14 protein-coding genes are annotated in these 19547 nt (G+C 45.8%); 9 read left to right on the top strand and 5 right to left on the bottom strand.

Features of this window, described 5'->3' with window-relative positions; all coding sequences use genetic code 11:
- Positions 1-8: 8 nt before the first annotated feature.
- Complete coding sequence (locus tag J4227_01020; protein MBS3109093.1) at positions 9-620, bottom strand: TlpA family protein disulfide reductase; 612 nt, start codon at positions 618-620, stop codon at positions 9-11.
- 215 nt (positions 621-835) lie between these two features.
- On the opposite strand from J4227_01020, the gene J4227_01015 reads away from it, so the two are divergent.
- The 5 genes from J4227_01015 to J4227_00995 all read left to right on the top strand — a co-directional run bounded on the left by J4227_01015 (position 836) and on the right by J4227_00995 (position 5664).
- Positions 836-1204, top strand: a complete 369-nt coding sequence (locus J4227_01015; protein MBS3109092.1) for a BlaI/MecI/CopY family transcriptional regulator — start codon at positions 836-838, stop codon at positions 1202-1204.
- 1 nt (position 1205) lies between these two features.
- On the top strand, positions 1206-1970 hold the full coding sequence (locus J4227_01010; GenBank protein ID MBS3109091.1) for a M48 family metalloprotease: 765 nt from the start codon (positions 1206-1208) through the stop codon (positions 1968-1970).
- Positions 1971-2021: 51 nt separating this feature from the next.
- On the top strand, positions 2022-2831 hold the full coding sequence (locus tag J4227_01005; protein ID MBS3109090.1) for a hypothetical protein: 810 nt from the start codon (positions 2022-2024) through the stop codon (positions 2829-2831).
- Positions 2791-3036, top strand: coding sequence for a hypothetical protein (locus tag J4227_01000; GenBank protein MBS3109089.1), 246 nt, complete (start codon positions 2791-2793; stop codon positions 3034-3036). The genes J4227_01005 and J4227_01000 overlap by 41 nt, the downstream gene beginning before the upstream one ends.
- A gap of 309 nt (positions 3037-3345) precedes the next feature.
- Complete coding sequence (locus tag J4227_00995; protein ID MBS3109088.1) at positions 3346-5664, top strand: PEGA domain-containing protein; 2319 nt, start codon at positions 3346-3348, stop codon at positions 5662-5664.
- A 38-nt stretch (positions 5665-5702) separates the two neighbouring features.
- Here the strand turns inward: J4227_00995 and J4227_00990 are convergent, their stop codons facing one another.
- Both J4227_00990 and J4227_00985 read right to left on the bottom strand, forming a co-directional pair.
- Positions 5703-6914: an aminotransferase class V-fold PLP-dependent enzyme gene (locus tag J4227_00990; GenBank protein ID MBS3109087.1), complete on the bottom strand. Its 1212-nt coding sequence runs from the start codon at positions 6912-6914 to the stop codon at positions 5703-5705.
- Positions 6911-7831 (bottom strand): DsbA family protein, encoded by a 921-nt coding sequence (locus J4227_00985; GenBank protein ID MBS3109086.1) that lies wholly within the window; start codon positions 7829-7831, stop codon positions 6911-6913. The genes J4227_00990 and J4227_00985 overlap by 4 nt, the downstream gene beginning before the upstream one ends.
- Positions 7832-8050: 219 nt before the next feature.
- On the opposite strand from J4227_00985, the gene J4227_00980 reads away from it, so the two are divergent.
- The 4 genes from J4227_00980 to J4227_00965 all read left to right on the top strand — a co-directional run bounded on the left by J4227_00980 (position 8051) and on the right by J4227_00965 (position 18143).
- Positions 8051-8794 carry a diphthamide synthesis protein gene (locus J4227_00980; GenBank protein ID MBS3109085.1) on the top strand — a complete coding sequence of 248 codons (744 nt, stop codon included), beginning with the start codon at positions 8051-8053 and terminating at the stop codon, positions 8792-8794.
- A gap of 144 nt (positions 8795-8938) precedes the next feature.
- On the top strand, positions 8939-9787 hold the full coding sequence (locus tag J4227_00975; protein ID MBS3109084.1) for a PEGA domain-containing protein: 849 nt from the start codon (positions 8939-8941) through the stop codon (positions 9785-9787).
- 309 nt (positions 9788-10096) lie between these two features.
- A complete protein-coding gene (locus J4227_00970) occupies positions 10097-17620 on the top strand; it encodes a PEGA domain-containing protein (GenBank protein ID MBS3109083.1) in 7524 nt (2507 codons plus the stop codon).
- A 52-nt stretch (positions 17621-17672) separates the two neighbouring features.
- Positions 17673-18143: a PEGA domain-containing protein gene (locus J4227_00965; protein MBS3109082.1), complete on the top strand. Its 471-nt coding sequence runs from the start codon at positions 17673-17675 to the stop codon at positions 18141-18143.
- Between the two features lie 57 nt (positions 18144-18200).
- On the opposite strand, the gene J4227_00960 is transcribed toward J4227_00965, so the two are convergent.
- Together J4227_00960 and sppA are read right to left on the bottom strand one after the other, a co-directional pair.
- Positions 18201-18491 (bottom strand): DUF59 domain-containing protein, encoded by a 291-nt coding sequence (locus J4227_00960; protein ID MBS3109081.1) that lies wholly within the window; start codon positions 18489-18491, stop codon positions 18201-18203.
- A 52-nt stretch (positions 18492-18543) separates the two neighbouring features.
- Positions 18544-19518: a signal peptide peptidase SppA gene (gene sppA / locus J4227_00955; GenBank protein MBS3109080.1), complete on the bottom strand. Its 975-nt coding sequence runs from the start codon at positions 19516-19518 to the stop codon at positions 18544-18546.
- Positions 19519-19547 lie beyond the last annotated feature (29 nt).

Here is a 19547-nt window from a genome sequence, read left to right as displayed (position 1 = left end):
AAAACCGGTTAAACGACATCCTGCACTTCGGCAATTATCCTGTCAAGCCTGCTTTCATCATCATCCCTGTAAACCATTTTGCCTTCCCTGTCAATAATTATGGTCGAAGAAGTTGAAATCATTTCAAATTTAAGCGCAACCTGGTCAGTGTCAACATGCCAGCTCCAGTCATCAGGCCCGCTGACCCTATTCTTGAATTCTGTTATGGTTTCATTCGTTTCCCCGTCCCAGACACTCACATACACAATTTTCAGGCCATTATCCGAATACTCGCTGTAAACTTGCCTCATCTTCTTGGCTTCTTCAATGCATGTGGCGCACCAGCTTGCAAAGCCCTGCAAAATATATGGGCTCCCCAACAGGCTTTGTTTTGTAACTTTTTCTCCATTGATCCCGGTCAAGCTGAATTCCGGCGCATCTATGTGGTCAAGCGTCTTTGCGCCTATGAGCCTTTCCTGCAATGCATCCAGCCTTGCCAGGGCAGCCTGGTTTGATTTTTCAGCATCAGCATTGCCCTGCCTGGCACAGCCCTGCAGGATTATCAGCATCATTATTGCGCCGGCTATTGCAATAGCATAAACCATTGATTTCTTTTTCCCATGCAGCTTTAGTGCCATCATTTGCCTAACCTTTACAACTTCTGTAAAACAATGCCATGCGTACTATATAAATGTTATCCTTAACCTGTCCATAAGGGATTAATCAATGAATCATTATTAAGCTGTGCGGAGTTTCAGTCAATAATCACTCTCATCAAAGCCTTATATTTAAAGCTTTACAAGGCTTGTAAAAAAAACGTAAAATATATAAAGATGCCCTCAATAGGGGATTTATCATGAAGAAACTCAAGGCAAATTCACAATATGAATCAATACTTTCACCATTGGAACGCGATGTACTTTGCGTGATATGGCCGAACAAGACCATGAAGGTTAGGGAGATCTATTCAATTCTTGGGCCGAAAAGAAAAGTCGCATTGAGCAGCATTGCTGTGATCCTTGACAGGCTGCACGAGAAAGGCGTTGTAGACAGGAAAGTTGAGACGGGCAGGGGAGGGATAAGGTACCTTTATTTTCCAAAGCAAAACGAGGCGCAGTTCGAGGTTTCAGTGATAGAAAAGGCAGTGGACAGCCTTATTGACAAATTCGGGCCGACAGCAGTCAGCTACTTCAACGATAGATTCTCAAAAAGAAGGGGAGGCTGAAATGGGCTTGCTCTTTGACCTCGAGGTTTTTTTCTACAATCCTTCCAATTTTTATGTTACTTTGGCGTCTGTCATGGCATCGCTGCTTTTTTTCCTGATTATGAAGTTCAACAAAAAAGCATCCAACAGTCATAAGCTTATGCTGGCATACATGCATGTTTTTGCCCTTGTGTTTCCGGTGCTATACTTTGTATATTCAACCGGGTGCAGGATGCTTTTCAGCTCATGCCATCGATTCCAGGCAATCATGTACATTACAGCCCTGGCTTTGCTATCTGCGCTCATTGCTGCAATGCTTGTCTCACCTTTGGTAATCTATCAGAGCTTTAAGAAAAAGTCAAAGCAATTGCAGGGCAGTTATCTTTCAGACTTTGTCGAGCAGAATGCAGTCAGCTACGGCCTGAAGGAAGTCAAGCTTTACCTGCTAAAGACGGCAAAGCCTTTGGCAATGTCATTTTCACATTTTAGAAAGAGCATATTCATTTCTGTGGGCATGATAGACCTGCTGGGCAGGAAGGAGATTGAGGCAGTGCTGTTGCATGAATTGAGCCACCTGAAGGACAATACCCCTTCCCTGAAGATTTCAAGCTTTTTCCTCAGGATATTGTCGCCACTGTCCAAATTCGCAAGCTTTGGCAGGGAAATCGATGAAGAGGAAAGGAACGCGGACAAATTCGCAGTCGGGGTCCAGGGAACACGGCGCCATATTTTTTCTGCACGCAAAAAAACAGACGAGTTTTTCAGGAATTACAATGACCTGAAGTGACCCCTCGAGCTTTTGCAAACATTTATAATGTTTAATAACTATAGTTACGGAATGGATTCTCAAGGCGGCAATCTTGAACATCTGCTCCAGTCCATCCAATCTACAGACAATATCCTGCTAAAAGTCACTCCGGAACTTGTTTTTCTTCCTGGCCCGGCCATACACACGGACAGTTATTGGAGAACACTGCCTGAAAGAAGCTATTTTCGAAAAAACCTTATGAAAAATGCAGTTCAGTGGGCAAAAGAATCCGGCCAGGATTTAAGCGCGCCTGACAAGGAAAAAATAAATGAGGCAGTCAACAGCCCTGATTTTCCCGGCAGCCTTGCGCCAATATATTCAATAATCCCTCACACAGTCCTGAGAAATACTTTTATGGGAAACATGTCTGAAGCCAGGCAGGAATTGTATGCCCAAATGATGAGCTGGGGCTTTGATGACATTATTGCTGATACAACCAATCGTAAGTTTGAGGAGGCTATCCAAAATAATTTTCGGCACGGCAATGGAGGGGATGCATCCCGGCGGGTATATGCTTCTGTAAGCCATCTGGTTTATCCGGATTACCATCTCCTATTTTTTTCAACCAGGGACGGAGGCGTTAATCAGCTCAAGGATGAAGATATTAAAATAATTCCGGACGAGCAGCGCCGTCATATCACCCCTAAGATGGTAAGAGGCGGATTAGGCTGGCAACTGTTGTATGATAACAGCCATTTGCTGTTCGTTTCCACTCATCCAACTGGCAATGACATAGGGGTTCAAGTGCTGGAATACGGGCCCCAAAAGAATTATAAACCTCACATGGTTTCTCAGAATTATGAAGCTTCCGGAGCAATGGCACCAGCTGGACCAGGATGAAGATGAGCACATCTATGTGCACAAAACTGATGACGACCCGCATTACTACGACAAGTCAGTTGAGATTGCCAGGCAAGATAAGGGCTGGTCCGTCATAGCCAGGCACGGCCGTGACAGCAATGCCAGGGAAATCTGCAACCACCAGTTTCCGGACAAAATCCAGGCTGAAAAAAAAGTCCAGCAGCTTATGAGTGGGGGATTCTAGGCTCGTTCCGTTAATAAAGCACCTGCTTAGCAGAAAAGTTTACGTTTTGCCATCAATTCTGCGAGCATCTGGAAATAAGGCAGACAGCAGTTTTCGGAGTGCGGTCACTCGCTCTGCTCGTTCGGCACTTAAGCGATTCCAAAAATCGTTAAGTTCCAGGGAGAAAACTGCTCTCGTGAATAAGATGCCCATGCGAGCCGATGGCAAAACCTGAGCCTTCAGGCGAAGTTTTCTGCTAAGCTAAAGCACCGAAAAATATTTATACTAATGTGTGGTTAATTCCCCTACTAGTTGTGGTGAATGGGCAAAATGTCGACTAAAAAAGAAAATATTCATGCAAACACTCATTACCACCATGCAAAACTGAGTATTCATTTTCTCGCCGCAAGCCTGATAATAATCGGCTTGTTTGTGCTTTCATCCCAAACCTACCAGGGAAATGATTTGACAGGCGCAGCAACCTCCCCTGTAGAAGTCATGCCTGTGAAAGGTGGATATAGTTATGGTTATATCTCAGTTTCCTCTACCCCCAGCGGCGCAGCAATCTACCTCAATGGCGCATATCAGGGCCTGACCTCTAAAATTATTAAGGTTAAAGCTGGAACTTACTCCCTGAAATTAACAAAATCAGGTTACAAGGATTATACGCAGTCAAATATTTACGTCGGTAAAGGGCAGACAGTTAAAATCATTGCAACCTTGCAGCCAATTGTCACCACAGGCAATATCTACCTTAATTCAAACCCGACTGGCGCAAAGGCTTATGTGGACAATATATACAGGGGCACAACGCCACTGACAGTCTACAGCCTGGCCTCCGGCTACCATTACCTCAAAGTCACTCTTGATGGCTACAAAAATTGGTCTAACACTACCTATGTCAATGCCGGTTATACAACAAGCGTGATTGCCTATCTTGAACAGGAGGAAGTTGTTCAACCAAATAGTTGCACTGACTCTGATGGCGGTCTTAACTATTATGCTATAGGATATATCGACGCCTGGGCTGGTGGGCCAGAGCCCATACATTGGTATGATTTTTGTTCCGGAAACGGATTAACATTGACCGAATATTACTGTGACGGAACAACACCAACGCAGACTAGCAAGAGCTGTAACTGCCTAAACGGCGCATGCGTAAATGAAACAAACACCACAGGTTCACTTACAATTAATACAGCTCCGGTTTATTATGTTGATGTAAGGATGTATCCGCCAGGATACTGGTACCCCCCCGAGCCTTTGACCACAACAGCTGCAACAGGTCAAACTACCCTCGGCGGCCTCCAACCTGGAACTTACAACATATTATTATCGAAAGATGGTTATAAGGATTTTGTAACACAGGGAGTTACAATTCAGGCTAATCAAAATACAATTTTAACCCACGCAATGGTGCTTAATACAACAACCAACACAACGCAATTCAACTGTACAGATTCCGACAATGGGCTGAACTATTACACGTTTGGCTGGGTATCTGGCTATCAATATGGAGACCCATACACTCATTATGATTCATGCAGTCTCGGCAGCGGATATCTTTATGAGATGGCATGTAATGCAACAGGAGAATATTACTCTAAGCCATATTTATGCCCGAATGGATGCAATGAAAACAATGTATGCATCAACGCAACTAACACAACAGGCACACTTGGTATCCATTCAACGCCAACCGGAGCAAAATTCTACTTATACAAGGATTTAACACCTGTTGCAGGCTGGCAGTATATTCTTACTGGCTATACCACTCATTATGCAACAAACCTTCAGCAGGGCAATTATCGTGTCGACATTTCAAAGGAAGGTTACAACTCATGGGCCGGGACTAAAACAGTTATTGCCGGACAAACTACGGATATTTATGTTACCCTTCAGGCCAACAATTCTTGCAGGGATAGCGATAATCTCAATTATTATAACAAGGGCTACGTGGCTGGCTCAGAAAATGGAGAGCAATATTCCAGATGGGATGAATGCGAGCCAGGCACTAATTGGGTCAATGAGTTTTATTGCAATGGTAATAACTGGAGCTCCACAATTTATGACTGCCCATCTGGCTGCTCTGACGGCGCCTGCCAGAACCAGACAAACACGACAAATACTATGGGTCCGTTCAGTCCCGGTATAATTGGCACCTCTCAATTTGGTCCAAGTTCCCAGGCCTGGTCCACTCCTACGTATGCTGCCTACAGTGATAACCAATTTGCTACAGTGGTGTTGCCCAAACAACTATATCAAGAATCATCAAATTGGCTGGAAGCAAAATCCTTTGGCTTCACAATTCCGACTGGTGCCATCATTCAAGGTATCATGGTGGGAATTGAAAGAAAAGCCAGCGCTCCAAACTCTATTAATGATAATGCGGTACACTTAATGTACTTCGAAAGTCCCATCGCTGGTCCAAGATACTCATCTTTTTCATGGCCCACAGATGACAATGTTTTCCAAAAATATGGCGGTCCTGATGATTTATGGGGGTATTCTTTTTGGTCCCCGAGCATGATTAACCACCCGGATTTTGGTGTTAAATTTGCAGCAATGAACAATCTCTTGAATTCCACCAACGCAACTGCGACAGCATATGTGGACGCAATTACCCTCGAAATTTGGTATACAAATTAAGAAAAATTTTCTATCCATGGTTATTAAGCTAAAAATCCTTATCTCATCATTCCAGAAATCTTCTTCATCTCATCAATAAATGCGTCAACTTCCTCTTCAGTATTGTACATGTAGAACGAAGCCCTTGCGCTGCCATCAACCTTGTAATGGTTGAACCACGAATGAACGCAGTGCCTTCCAGCCCTTATCATAATATTCCTGCTTTCATTCAGCATGATTGTGATTGCGTGCGGGTCCATGCCAGGCAAATTAAAGCTCAGTATGCCCCCTCTCTGTCCGGCCTTTTCTGGCCCCAATATTTCAGCGCCAATGCCTGACACGGCATCGGAAGCTTTTTTGTTCAGCATTATTTCATGCTTCTCAATTTCGTCCATGCCTATTGTCTTGAGGTATTCAGCTGCCTTTGCCATGCCAATTATCCCTGCATAGTTCTGCAATCCTGCTTCAAACCTTTCAGGCGCATTTTCCCATTTTGCCGAATCGTAATTTGAGTCCATTACTGTCCCGCCGCCAACAGACAGCCCGTCCAATTTCTCCAGCATGTCTTTTTTGCCGTACAGCACGCCTGTGCCGGTCGGGCCGAGCATTTTATGCCCTGAAAATGCAAGGAAATCAACATCCAGCTTTCTCACATCAATCTCCTTATGCGGGATTGCCTGTGCAGCATCAAGAAGCACAGGAACCTTATTTTCATGCGCGATTTTCACAACTTCTCCTGCAGGAACTGAGCTTCCGTCCATATTGGACGTGTAAACCACTGACACAATCCCTGCATTTTTCACTTTCCTGGAGAAATCGTCCAGATTAAAGCCCTCTCTTCCAAACTCGGCAAATTCCATCCTTGCATTGCCCTTCATTTTTCTTTTTTGCCATGGCAGCAGTGTGCTGTTGTGCTCTTTCTCACTCAGCAATGCAACATTGGATTTGGATTTTCCAAAGTCAAAGCCATTTGCAACAATATTTATGCCTTCAGTTGCATTCCTGGTGAAAATTATTTCCCCGGGATTTTTTGCGCCAATAAACTTGGCCATTGTTTTCCGGCTTTGCTCAACCATTTCAGTTACTTTTTTGCCAAAAGCGTGCTCGCTTCTTTCGCCGCATCCAGGGTAATGGAGGTAATAATCATTCATCGCCTCAATCACTTGGCGGGGCTTGAGCGCCATGCATGCGCTGTCAAAATATATTACAGGCCTTCCTTTAATCTTGTCACCCAGTACAGGAAAATCCTGCCTGATTTTCTCAATGTTCATTTCGCGAGCTCCTGTTCAATAATCTTCTCGAATTTTTCAAAGTCCTGCGGGCCTACCAGGGTCCTGTTATTTATAAAAAATGTTGGCGTGCCATAGACCCCTGCTTTTATCCCTGCCATGACATCCTCCTCAATTGTGGCTATATGCTTTTTGCTGTCCATGCATTCATTGAATTGCTCCATGTCAAGGCCAAATTCCAGCGCCAATGACTTCATGCCATCTGCATCATGGCTCATGTTCCCCTGCTTTTCGAAGAGGAAATCCCTGAACTCCCAGTATTTGTCCTGGTCATTTGAGCACCTTGCTGCAAGCGAATGCAGCTCTGCAAATTCATGCTTTTCGGTTATCGGGAAATCCCTGAATGTAAATAAAATTCTGCCTTCATAGGCCTGCAAAACCATTTTCACAGTCGGCTCTGCTTTCTTGGTAAAAGGGCACATGTAGCAGCCGAATTCAATCATTTCGACTTTGGCATCAGCTGGCCCCAATGTCGGGTTCTTTCCCAGGCTGGGCAAAACAACGGGCCCGGTATAATTGCTGACCAATCCTGAAAATTTGCCTTTCCCTGCCGGGTCAAAGATGCAAAAATCCTCCCCGTTCACCTTGCCATTGCAATTGCCATATTTGTAAAAATTATACCCTCCAATGCCTGTATAGACCAGGCTCAGGACAGTCAGGATGATAAAAGCCCACGAAAGCCATTCAAAATAGTTGAAGACAAATTTTGCAAGGCCGGGATGGGTTCTCATGATTTTGCCAGTCAGCTCGCCTTTCAGCCTCACATCCAGCCTGCTTTCGCATTTTCTGAAGCTTATCCTTCTCAGGACGCAGTCCAGGGCCTCTTTAGCCATTGGCCTGTGCCTGGCACTGAAAATAGCAAGAATCCCAAAAACAACCAAAGCGATAATGCATATCATTCCCGGATGCCTCCACTAAACTGCCTTGCCTCTCTGTATTTGCTGGCTTATATATAATATTAACCAATGCCAGCCACTGGCTTATTTCCGTATGCACTAATATTATCCATATTACCCGAAACCTTTACAAAATGTGTAAAAGTAAGTCCTATATAATGTTTTGCATTACAATGGTTAATTTTAACAAAGATTTTTAACCACCTTTGCAATCTGATTTCCATGAAAGCGATTTTTATCGAAGCACTGTACAGGAAAATTATCACTTTGCCAACTGACCTTGTCGAGGCATTGCCAGGCGCAGTGGCGCTTTTCACTTCGGTCCAATTCACAAATTCACAGCAAAAGATGAAGGGGCAGATTGAGGCAGAAGGAAAAAAAGTGGTGCTCCCCACTGCCCCCCATTCAAAATATCCCGGCCAGCTCCTGGGCTGCGGAATAAAAAAGTTCAATGAAAAATTTGATGCATTCCTGTATGTCGGGGACGGCGTATTCCACCCCCAGACGCTTGTTGTTGAAAACAACAAGCCCGTTTTCATTTTTGACCCTTTCGGCGACAATAAGAAATGGGAAATGCTGGACACCAAAATCGTCGCGGATAAGCTGAAGCGGAAAAAAGGAGGCATCCTGAAGTTTCACGCAGCAGACAACATCGGAGTCCTTGTTTCCACCAAGCCAGGCCAGAATTTCCTGAAATATGCAATGAAATTGAAAGAACTTTACCCAAAAAAGAATTTCTACTTTATAATCAACAACAACGTGGATTTCTCGCAGCTTGAGAATTTTCCGTTTGTCCAATGCTGGGTCAACACAGCCTGTCCAAGGATAGGCATCGATGACGTCTACAAATTCCAGAAGCCAGTTGTGAACCTTGATGATGTCGCGGAAGGCATCCTCAAGACGAGCATTGCCTACAGGGCAGACAAGCCCAATGCAATGCTTGCAAAAAGCAGGGCAAAGAAATGATTATTCTTGCCCGAAGGCAATCAGGCCGGACAAGGCCCGATACAAAAGCAAAATCTTTAATACCCTCTGTCATATTAATATAATATTACACAGATATAATATTACACAGCAGATTTATTTAATACCGAATTGGGGGGATGTTTGATGAAAAATATTTTCAGAAACATAAGGATATTGCATCTCGTGGCTTTTGCTCTTGTTGTTTTAATGGCAAGCTGCGCAGTTCAGAAGACACAGACAGAGACTCCGCCGGCAGATGACACCAAAACCGGAGGCGAGGAGACAATTGTCGTTCAGCAGCCTGAATACAGGGGGGATCTGGATATCACCAGCATTCCCGATGGCGCTGACATTCTTGTCGACGATGAAGTCATTGGCACCACACCAACAAAAATTTCCCTTGAAGCGGGCGATTACAATCTCAAAATAATCAAGGAAGGCTATGTTGAGCATTACGCATCAGTTTCAATCCTGAAAGACCAGGTTACAAGCCTTTCGGTGAACCTTACTATGGCTGTGGCCGAGGGCGGAATAACATATGGAAACCTCAGCGTAACCTCAAATCCGGCACAGGCGCAGGTATATATTGACGGCGGCATCAAGGGCACAACCAATATCAGAATCCCGGGGATTTCACCTGGCCAGCACAATATCCGCCTGACCAAGTCGGGTTACTATGATTATACGGGAATTGTTGTTGTAAGCGCAGGAAAAGTTTCCAGCTTTCACGGAGACCTAAAAGTCATTCCCCCCACCAATGTGACCATTACAGCAACTGAAAACGGGACTGCAATAGTTGCCTCGGCCAAGCTTTATGACCCAGCTACAAATGAGCTGGTCCGTGAAGACCTTACTCCTGTGAACATCATCAGGATGAAGCCCGGCAATTATTCACTCACTGTAAGCAAGCCGCTGTACGCGGATTTTGTCCAGGAATTCACGCTTGAGCCCGGCCAGGTCCTTGAAATTAATGCAGACATGGTCAAAGGCTAGCCAGGAAACGGCTATTAAGCAGAATAATATTTGCAGGCCCAATTTGCCTGCCTGTTTTCTTTTTTTGTTATTTTCAATCTCTTCTGGGTTGTTTTTATTCGCATAACCACCGGTTCTGTTTACAGCCATAACCACCAAAATATTTATATACAGATTAGTAAACTGATATATGCAATTATATCAAATGTAAATGACTTTACAGTTAATATGAGCTAGGGTTCAATACAGGGTTGAAAATTATTAGTGTGGCGCCATGCCAATATTGCTTGGCATGCACGGTCTGGCATGAAAAAAGGGCTGGTTCAAAAGATGAAAAAAGCATATCTTAGCCTCGTCGCTGTTTCCTTTTTGCTAATTCTCCTGTCCGCTTGCTCCCCTCCGGAAAATAAAGTGACTTTTGACAGGATCACAGGAAATTTGGTTGCAGTTGAAAATGGGGCATCGCTTATTGTCCAATCAGTTCCCGACGGCGCAAATGTATACCTGGATGAAACATTATTGGCCGACAAAACCCCTCTTGAAATATCCGGCTTGGCCGAAGGCAAGCATTCACTTCGGATTGAAAAGACCAATCATTTTGACTACAAGAAAACGCTTTACCTAAACGCTGGCCAGCAGACAACTATCAAGGCTGAGCTGACTTCCAGGAAAGGCAGCCTGTTCATAACTTCTGTGCCCAATGCCGCAGACATTTATCTTGATGGAAAATACCAGGGCAGGACTCCATTGAAATTGACCAGCATGCCAACTGGCCCTTACCAGCTCAAACTGTCGATGGATGGCTACCAGGACTATATGCGGACCGTAGAAGTCATCTATAACGATGTTACCACTGTTGAAGCTACTTTGATAAAAGGCACATCCGGAACCAACACTGGCATGGATACAGGAACAGACAGCAGCGCAAAGTACATCCAAGTTTTCTCGCCTAAGGAAAATGGCATATGGCAATTAGGCCGTGGGTACAGGATTCAATGGATTTCCAATGCGCTTGCAGAGGGAACTCTGATATCCGTTGTGCTTGAGCCCGTGTACCCAGCCTGCCTTGACATGGATCCGCCATGCAGCCTTGCACAACTCGCGCCATACACTATTGCAAGCAATATAGCTGACAGCAATTATTATGACTGGTACATCCCTGAAGACCTGAAGGCATTATATCTTGGCTCTGGAAAAATTATCATAATTGCGCGCGAACCTTCTGGAAACCAGCTGACCGGCACCAGCTCCCGCTTCAATGTCGTTGCCTCGCTTGCCGATTTGAACAAGTCGATGACATATTGCGATGACAGTGACGGCGGATTATCCTACTATGAAAGGGGAACTGTTTCCGGCGCGCTTGGCGGCAAGCCTTTCAAAATTTCTGATTCCTGCTCCAAGTCAAATGCCAATGCTTTGCAGGAATACACCTGTCTGCAGAATGGGGCATATAACATGCAACTGTTCAATTGCGCCAAAGGGTGTGGGGATGGCAAATGCCTTGGCGAATCAACAGCTGGTGGAAGCATTGCTGCCTATTCTATCTTGCCCTTGGATTTCTTTGGCCAGCCGGTCGGAACCAAGAAAACTGTCCCATTGAAATTCAACCTGGACACAGCAGTTGAGCCATATATCACCCTTGCTGCATTTGACCTCGACGCAAAAGCTGAAGCCAAGATGTATGTCAATGGCAACCTTATACCACTGCCAGCGAACATATTCTCTGACCAAAATACAATAAAGGGAACAGTCCCAATCCCCAAGTCGGTTCTCAAGCACGGGGTCAATGAAGTCACGTTTGAATTTGCAAGCAATCTCGATGGAACAACAACTGGCTTCAGGATTTACAAAATTGTCCTGGGCGCCAAAGCTTTTGACAGAATTCCTTTTGACTTCTATGGAAAGCCGGTCGGCACCCAGATGTCCACAAGCTTTGAATACAATGCAGACGAGACCCTTGAGCCGACCTTGACATTATCTGCATATGACCTTGATTCCGCTGCTGAAGCCAGGGTATATGTCAATGGCTATGAGATGTCTCTGCCGTCAGCAATATACTCAAATGAAAAGACCATGACTGCTGAAATCCCAATCAGCGCAACCCACCTCAAGGACGGCCTCAATGACCTGACAATTGAATATTCATCGGATTTGGGCGGCTCGACATATGGTTTCAGAATAACGCAGGCATCCATTGATACTGAAATCCGCAAGACCACAAACACCCTGCCTTTGAATTTTTTTGGAACAACAGTCGGGACAGTCAAAAGCTACATAACTTATTTGGATCCATCAGCCATCAGCCAGCCAGCAATACTGATAACAGCCTATGACATAGATTCCCTGAATGAAGCCCGCTTAAAAATAAATGGCTATGCGTTGAATCTTCCTGGCTCAATTGTCGGCGATATGCAAACAAAAACAGCAGTCATTCCGCTTAGCAGGCAAATGCTTAGGGACGGCAGGAATTTCATCTCATTTGAATACGTTTCTAGCCTTGGCGGAACAACCAGCGGCTACAGGATTGACAATATCGAAATAGGGGAGCTTGACACCTTGGGCACAGCAAATCCACCGAGAATAATGATAAGCTCCCCCACTACTGGCGAGACATTCACTACATCTGCAGTGGCGGTGATTGGCACAGCTACTGACGATAATGGGCTGAGCAAGGTCGATGTCAAGGTAAACAATGCTGTTAAAAAAACCATCCAGCTTTCCGGCAAGACCGCATCATGGAGCACAACTGTCAGTCTTGCTGAAGGCAGCAATACAATTGAATCACAGGCAACTGATATTTACAGCGCCTCTTCGGATACGGCAGCAGTTACAATCCAATACGCACCCTACACCCAATGTGCGGTGCCATCTTGCAATCCTGACTCTGCAGAGCATTACTGCCTGGACAACCAATGGGTTAAATGCCCGGAGGGCCAGACCTGCCTCGGCGGGATTTGTGCTGTACATCCTGTTTGTGAAGCAGGGGCATGCAACCCCATCAACAGGCAGCAGTATTGCCTCAATGGCCAGTGGGCTTCTTGCACGACAAATCAGATATGTGACGCCGGAAGATGCACGATGCCGCCTGCAGCAGAATGCAGCTCACCTTCCTGCAACCCTTCAAATAAAAGCGAATACTGCGCAAATGGCCAATGGACAGCATGCTCATCCGGATTTGTTTGCGATGGCGGCCTTTGTGTAAAACCATCAGTTTGCAATGCCAATACATGCAATCCTGCCAACAGGCAGCAGTATTGCCTGAACGGCCAATGGGCATCCTGTTCCTCCAGCCAGATATGCGCTGAGGGGAAATGTGTGACTCCTGCAGTTTGTGAATCAGGTGATTGCAATCCAACAACCACCAATCTATACTGCCTGAACGGCCAATGGGCCTCATGCCCCTCAGGGCAAACCTGCCAATCTGGAAATTGTGCTGTAATTCCAACTGAAACCAAAGAACTTGTTGTCTATTCAGATGCACTGAACTCACCCTGGTATAGCGCTCCATGGGGGGCGTCCATTGAATATTCCAGCACTGAAACAGTATTCTCAGATTCGTATAGTATCAAATCCTCTCTTGGTCCATGGGGCGCGCTAAGGATTAGGAATGGGCCATGGGGTCTTGGCCAGGATATACTTCCGGCTCAATACAAAAACTTTGAATTCATGATACATGGCGGCACCACAGGAGGAAAAATCAATGTCAGGATGGAAAATGATGATGGCCTGGCATTCCCTAGTTCTCAAAGAACAATTGCTGCGAACACGTGGAACACAATTTCCATCCCGCTCAGCGAGCTAAATCCCAATAATTACGGCATTACATCATTTTATGTCCAGGAGTTCAATGGCGCAACAAGAATCTTTTTTATTGACAATATCAAGTTTACAGGCGAGTCAGGCCCGGTTGTAGAAGATCAAATTGCACCTTCAGTTTCCATTGCCTCTCCAACTTCAGGCGCGACCGTGTCAGGCATTGCCACAATATCTGCCTCCGCGTCAGACAACAAAGCTGTCACAAAAGTGGAATTCTACAGGGGCACAACACTTTTGGGCGCTGACGCATCCTCGCCTTATTCATACTCATGGAACACAGCTGGATTGTCCGGCACGCAAATTTTAGTGTCAAAGGCTTATGATGCTGCTGGCAATGTCGGAACATCATCTCCTGTATCAATTAGTGTAATAAGCGTGCCACCTCAAACCTGTAATGCGCCATCCTGCAATCCGGCAAACAGCAGTCAATACTGCCTCAATGGCCAATGGTCAGCCTGCGCATCAGGGCAAATATGCCAAAACGGTGCCTGCAAAACACCTACAGCCTGTACAGGCCTTACATGCAATCCAGCCAATCCCAACGAATACTGCCAGAATGGACAGTGGACATCATGCACAGCTGGAAAAATATGCCAGGCTGGATCATGCATTACCCCTCCGATTGTTAATCTGAGCGGCTTTGTAACAGTGAGCGGAACAAATTTCATGCTCAACGGCAAGCCATTCTATTTCGGAGGAAATAACGCTTATTTCCTCATGCAGGCAAAAGCGCTGGGGTACCAAAATGCAGTCCTCCAGCAGCTGGATAGGTCAAATGAAATTGGAATACGTGTAATACGAACTTGGGCATTCGCTGATGGCCCTGCTGATCCTGGCTCGGTGACACTCCAATCAAGCGCAGGCATTTACGATGAAAACACTTTCAAGGCCCTGGATTATGTGATTGCCGAGGCTGGCAAGCGCAATATCAAGCTCATACTCCCATTTGTCAATGCCAACAAGGAATATGGAAGCATTGCAACTTATGTTGGCTGGGCCGGCAAAACAGGAGAGAAGACCCTATTCTATACGGACCCTGATGTGAGGCAGCTTTTCAAGAATCACATATCTGTCATGCTTAACCGGGTTAATACATACAATGGCATCAAGTATAAGGATGACCCTGCAATAATGGCATGGGAAATTGTCAATGAAGCCAGGTTTGTCTATGCTGACCGAACTGTGCTTAGGGATTTTTACAGGGACATTGCCAAATACATAAAATCAATTGATTCAAAGCATCTGGTCACAACCGGTGAGGAAGGGTTTGACGGAAGCCCGTATAATAGCAAATATTCCACCTACAGCAGCCTTGCAAATTGGGTCATGGGCGGAGATGAGGGGTCAAGCTTCTACCTTAATACCGCAATTCCGGAAATAGACTTTGGCCAGCTCCATATGTACCCAGATGACGGCTGGAGAATGACTCATGATGATTCAATAAATTGGATTAGGGACCATGCTGAGGTGTCAGCTGAATTGAACAAGCCGGTGATACTGGGGGAATATGGCTACAAGACTGATCATACGGAATATATCTCCTGGCTTGATGTGGTAGAGCAAGAAGATGCGTATGGCGGTGCCTTCCTATGGCAGTATGGCGCAACTGAAGTGCCTGGCTGGTGGCTGAGCAATAATGGGATGCAGATAAGGGAAGGTGCATCTGATGAGTACATAATAATCGACCACAATGCGATTATGAACGCAAAATCAGGCGGTGTTGTGCCGCCCTGCACTAACCAATGTTCAACAGCCGGCGCAAAGCAGTGCTCAGGCAGTGGAGTCCAAACATGCGGAAATTATGACCCTGATTCATGCCTGGAATGGAGCTCAACAGCTTTGTGCTCAGCAAACCAGATGTGCAGCAATGGAATATGCAATGACATCCCACCGACTGATTATAACATCCTGTACAGCCTTTCCGCTGACAGGGCTTCAGCCAAGGCATTAAATGGGGCTACTCTAAGCGCAGGCACAAATGCCTACATCTTTGTCTTACCTGAAACAGGAATCACCCGAATCTCATTTTACATTGACAACACTTATGTTAAGGATGAGGGCGCTGCTCCCTGGGATTTCCAGGGAGGGGATGCAGCTCTTGCAATACCCTGGGCTGTCACAGGGCCTTCCCCACGGCAAATCAAGGCAGTTATAACAACTTCAACAGGCTCAATAATTGAAGAAGCCTCAAGCTTTTCAGTGTCTAACTTGCCTCCAGCTGACACAACGCCACCAACTGTTTCAATCACAACACCAACCATGGGAAGCGTTGTTTCCGGCACAGTTGCCATAAGCGCAACAGCATCAGACAATGTTGGAATTGCGAAAGTGCAATTCTACCGCGACACAACGCTAATAGCCGAAGACACAGCCTCGCCTTACAGCATACAATGGTCAACTTCAGGATTATCAGATGGAACTTATTTCCTGAGCGCAGTGGCAGTGGACACTTCTGGCAACACTGCATCAAGTTCAGCTGTCCGAGTTACAAAATCAACCTCAGTTACAGATACAACGCCTCCAAGTGTCAGCTTGGCTTATCCAGCCAATGGCCAGACTGTTTCAGGCACTGTTAATCTTGCAGCAACAGCATCGGACAATGTCGGCGTCACAAGAGTCGAGTTCTATCTTGGCTCAACCCTGCTGGGCACTGACACTTCCTCGCCTTATAATTTTGCATGGAACACAGCAGGCCTTTCAGGAAGCAAGACTCTTTCAGCAAAGGCATTTGACGCAGCAGGCAACTCTGCATCATCCAGTGCAATCCTTGTAACAGTATCCAGCGTGCCGCCCCCTCCTAATATTACCAACTCCAGCCTGTGGGTCACTGCCTATCTCCCATCATGGGAGCTTAATATTCCCGGCACTGCTTCAAATGAAGGTGCGCTGACAGTCGACGAAATCGACTGGGACGCATTTACGCACTTGATATTCTTTGCAACAAGCATTAATATAGACGGCACTTGCTGTAATGTGGATACGAATCCCTATGGAAATTGGGTTGATTTGAGGCTCAGGACTATTGTCCAGGCAGCCCATGCGCACGGTAAGCCAGTTCTTTTCAGTGTTGGAGGCGCTGGCAAAGGAGGCTGGGATGAGGTCATGCCTGACCCGGCCTTGCGAACCAAGGCTATTAACAACTTGGTCGCTTTCATGAACAAATACCAGTTTGATGGCATTGATTTGGACCCAGAAGGCGGTACAGTGTCTGTCTGGGGCCCGCCACTGCCTCTATTTGCCCAGGAGCTTAGGAATAGGCTCAATCAACAGTATGCCTATTATGATAATACAAAACGGCCCATCATAACTGCTGCAATGGGCTTTGCCGGTACGTACTGGGGCCAATCGCATCAATATATCGACCAGCTTAACATAATGTCCTATGATCTCATGGGCACCTGGTGGGGCAAGATGTGGCACAACAATGCCGCTGAGAATGTAAAGAACCCGGATGGCTCCTGCAGTTCTGTTGACTACAGGGTGGGCAAAGCCGATTGCATGAATACCGTTGAGAAAAAAATCAATGAATATCTTGGCTATGGGATCCCGCGAAATAAGCTTGGCGGCGGGATTGATTTCAATGGCCATTACTGGCAGGGCGGAGTGAATTCAGCTGGCACAAATGGGCTGCTGAATCCTCGTGAAACATGGAGCACTGTGCCAACATGGCTGTCAGTTGGGAAAGCAGGCCAAACTGACTGCACGATCAGGAATGCAGTTGAATCCAGGTATTTTGCCATTAGAAAATGCTATCTTGACAAGTATCCGCAATACATCAAATACGACCAATACAATCAGGCTCCATATTTCAGCATGGACAATTCCGGCACGGCAAATGACATTTTCATAACTTTCCAGGATGCCAATACAATCAAGAATGGCGTCCGGGTAATCAAGAAGAATAACCTGGGCGGCATGATACTCTGGGAAATCGGTGGCGGATACTTAGGAAAGAATAATTTTCCGGCAGCGAGCTATCCTAACCTCCAGAGGGATGAGCTGCTCCAGGCAGTGAAAGAGGCAGTAGCTGAAAATTAAGGGCATCTGGCCTCATGCAATGAAAAAACCCAACAGGTCGGGTGAGGTAAGAATGGCAAAGCAAACCCAAAAAAAATCCGGCAGCAGTCCTGAACACAGGAATTCGTCCTTCAATGTTACTGTTTTAGTGGTGCTTGCAGCATTGATTACCGCTGTGCTCCTGGTGCCGCGAGGGCAGGAGATACAGGGCCAGGCTACAGCAGCTTCTTCAGAATTTGGTGTGCTTGATATTAAATTTGACCCCCCTGATGCACTGTTCTATATTGATGGACAAATCAGGGGCAATTCGCCAAGGACAATAATTGGCCTGCCTACTGGCGGGCACAGCCTCACAATATCAGCTGAAGGCTACTATTCTTATGAGGCGAACTTCATTGTTTTGCCGGGCAAGACAACTTTCCTGACAGTTTCGCTTGTGGAGGATGATTCCGGACTCGGCGTGAATGCAGGTGCCAATGCTGGCAATGGCAACACTATCCCCGAACTGAATGACAGGATTAGCCGTATTTCTCAGGAGCATTGATGCCTGCTGACTCTTGGCAGCTTACTTTTTGCCACTCTCGCCGCATATGTTAGAAAACTAAATGCCCATCATCGCCCTGAGTTCATCGCTCGGCTTCCATGGGGGGTCAAAGGTTATGTCAATCTTGACTTTATTGCTTGTCTCAATGCTGCGCACTTTTTTATACACTTCATCCATCAGCATTGGGCCATATGGGCACATGGGAGTTGTAAAAGTCATCTGTATGGTAACATCCCTTTCATTGGCAATGCTTATGTCATATATCAATCCCAATGTCCAGACATCCATCTGCAGTTCGGGATCCATGCATGTTTTCAATGTTTCAATCACTTCTTCTTTTGTTACCATAACAAGCAACACTCCTCTCTATCAATATTCCAATCCCAATATTTAACCTGGATCAGGTCCTGATATTAATGCTTTCCTCAATGCCTGGCCGCGAAATCACAGAGCCAATTCCCTGCCCGACATAAAATGACTGGTGGGACATTGTGTCAATAATGCTGTTGAAAAGCCCCCTTCTTTCCTCATATTGCACCAATTTGGCGCTTGCATTGATTTCCTGTTCAATATACTTGACAGCATCATCCTTATTGCCTATCTCATCAATCAAGCCTAACTCCAGCGCCTCCTCCCCGAGGAAAAAGCTGCCGTGCGACACAATTGCAATGTTTTCCTTGCTCATGTTCCTGTTGTCTGCAACACTTTTCAGGAAATATTCATGGATCTTGTCAATTTTTTCCTGGAACATGGTCTTTTCCTCATCTGTAATATTTCGGAAGGGCGAGCCAATATCCTTGTATTCACCAGCCACGAGCCTTTCGTATGTGATGCCATACTTGCGCATTGTGCCTTCAAATTGGAGGTAGCTGGATATGACCCCTATGCTCCCTGTCAGGGACATCCTGCTTGCAAAAATCCTGTCTGCGGGTGAGGCAATCCAATAGGCTCCTGATGCCCCAACATCCCTTATCACAGCCACCTTGAGTTTTTGTGATTTGGAAAAAGCTGCCATGATCTCTTCGCTGGCAACCGCTGCCCCTCCTGGGCTGTTGATTTCCAGAAGTATGGCCTTAACCCCCTGATCCTTGTCTGCAGCCTTGATGAACTTAACAACAGTTGTTGACGCAGTTCCTTCATCAAGCAATAAGCTGCCTGTTTTATCGCCGGTAATCTCGCCCTTTACGGAAATCACTGCCACATTTCCCTGGCCCATCTTGCTCTCAATGCTATAATCCCCTCCAAAATACAGGCTTATTGCGCCCGCAGCAACAATGCTTATCAGCCATAAAATAAATAATATGCCTATAATAAAAATCCATTTGGACTTTCCACCCGATGCTGTGTTTTTTCCCATATTGTTCTGCGCTGCCATATTGTTCACTCCTTAAAATCCAATGCCCA

The organism is Candidatus Woesearchaeota archaeon, assembly GCA_018303405.1.
Taxonomy (GTDB): domain Archaea; phylum Nanobdellota; class Nanobdellia; order Woesearchaeales; family JABMPP01; genus JAGVYD01.
The sequence above is the reverse complement of the archived record's forward strand: the minus strand, read 5'-3'. Positions and strand labels throughout refer to the sequence as shown.

Excerpts from the sequence above, each read along its gene's own strand:
- J4227_01020 (MBS3109093.1), bottom strand. The coding sequence starts at position 620 with ATGATGGCACTAAAGCTGCATGGGAAAAAGAAATCAATGGTTTATGCT.
- J4227_01015 (MBS3109092.1), top strand. The coding sequence starts at position 836 with ATGAAGAAACTCAAGGCAAATTCACAATATGAATCAATACTTTCACCA.
- J4227_01010 (MBS3109091.1), top strand. The coding sequence starts at position 1,206 with ATGGGCTTGCTCTTTGACCTCGAGGTTTTTTTCTACAATCCTTCCAAT.
- J4227_01005 (MBS3109090.1), top strand. The coding sequence starts at position 2,022 with ATGGATTCTCAAGGCGGCAATCTTGAACATCTGCTCCAGTCCATCCAA.
- J4227_01000 (MBS3109089.1), top strand. The coding sequence starts at position 2,791 with ATGAAGCTTCCGGAGCAATGGCACCAGCTGGACCAGGATGAAGATGAG.
- J4227_00995 (MBS3109088.1), top strand. The coding sequence starts at position 3,346 with ATGTCGACTAAAAAAGAAAATATTCATGCAAACACTCATTACCACCAT.
- J4227_00990 (MBS3109087.1), bottom strand. The coding sequence starts at position 6,914 with ATGAACATTGAGAAAATCAGGCAGGATTTTCCTGTACTGGGTGACAAG.
- J4227_00985 (MBS3109086.1), bottom strand. The coding sequence starts at position 7,831 with ATGATATGCATTATCGCTTTGGTTGTTTTTGGGATTCTTGCTATTTTC.
- J4227_00980 (MBS3109085.1), top strand. The coding sequence starts at position 8,051 with ATGAAAGCGATTTTTATCGAAGCACTGTACAGGAAAATTATCACTTTG.
- J4227_00975 (MBS3109084.1), top strand. The coding sequence starts at position 8,939 with ATGAAAAATATTTTCAGAAACATAAGGATATTGCATCTCGTGGCTTTT.
- J4227_00970 (MBS3109083.1), top strand. The coding sequence starts at position 10,097 with ATGAAAAAAGCATATCTTAGCCTCGTCGCTGTTTCCTTTTTGCTAATT.
- J4227_00965 (MBS3109082.1), top strand. The coding sequence starts at position 17,673 with ATGGCAAAGCAAACCCAAAAAAAATCCGGCAGCAGTCCTGAACACAGG.
- J4227_00960 (MBS3109081.1), bottom strand. The coding sequence starts at position 18,491 with ATGGTAACAAAAGAAGAAGTGATTGAAACATTGAAAACATGCATGGAT.
- sppA (MBS3109080.1), bottom strand. The coding sequence starts at position 19,518 with ATGGCAGCGCAGAACAATATGGGAAAAAACACAGCATCGGGTGGAAAG.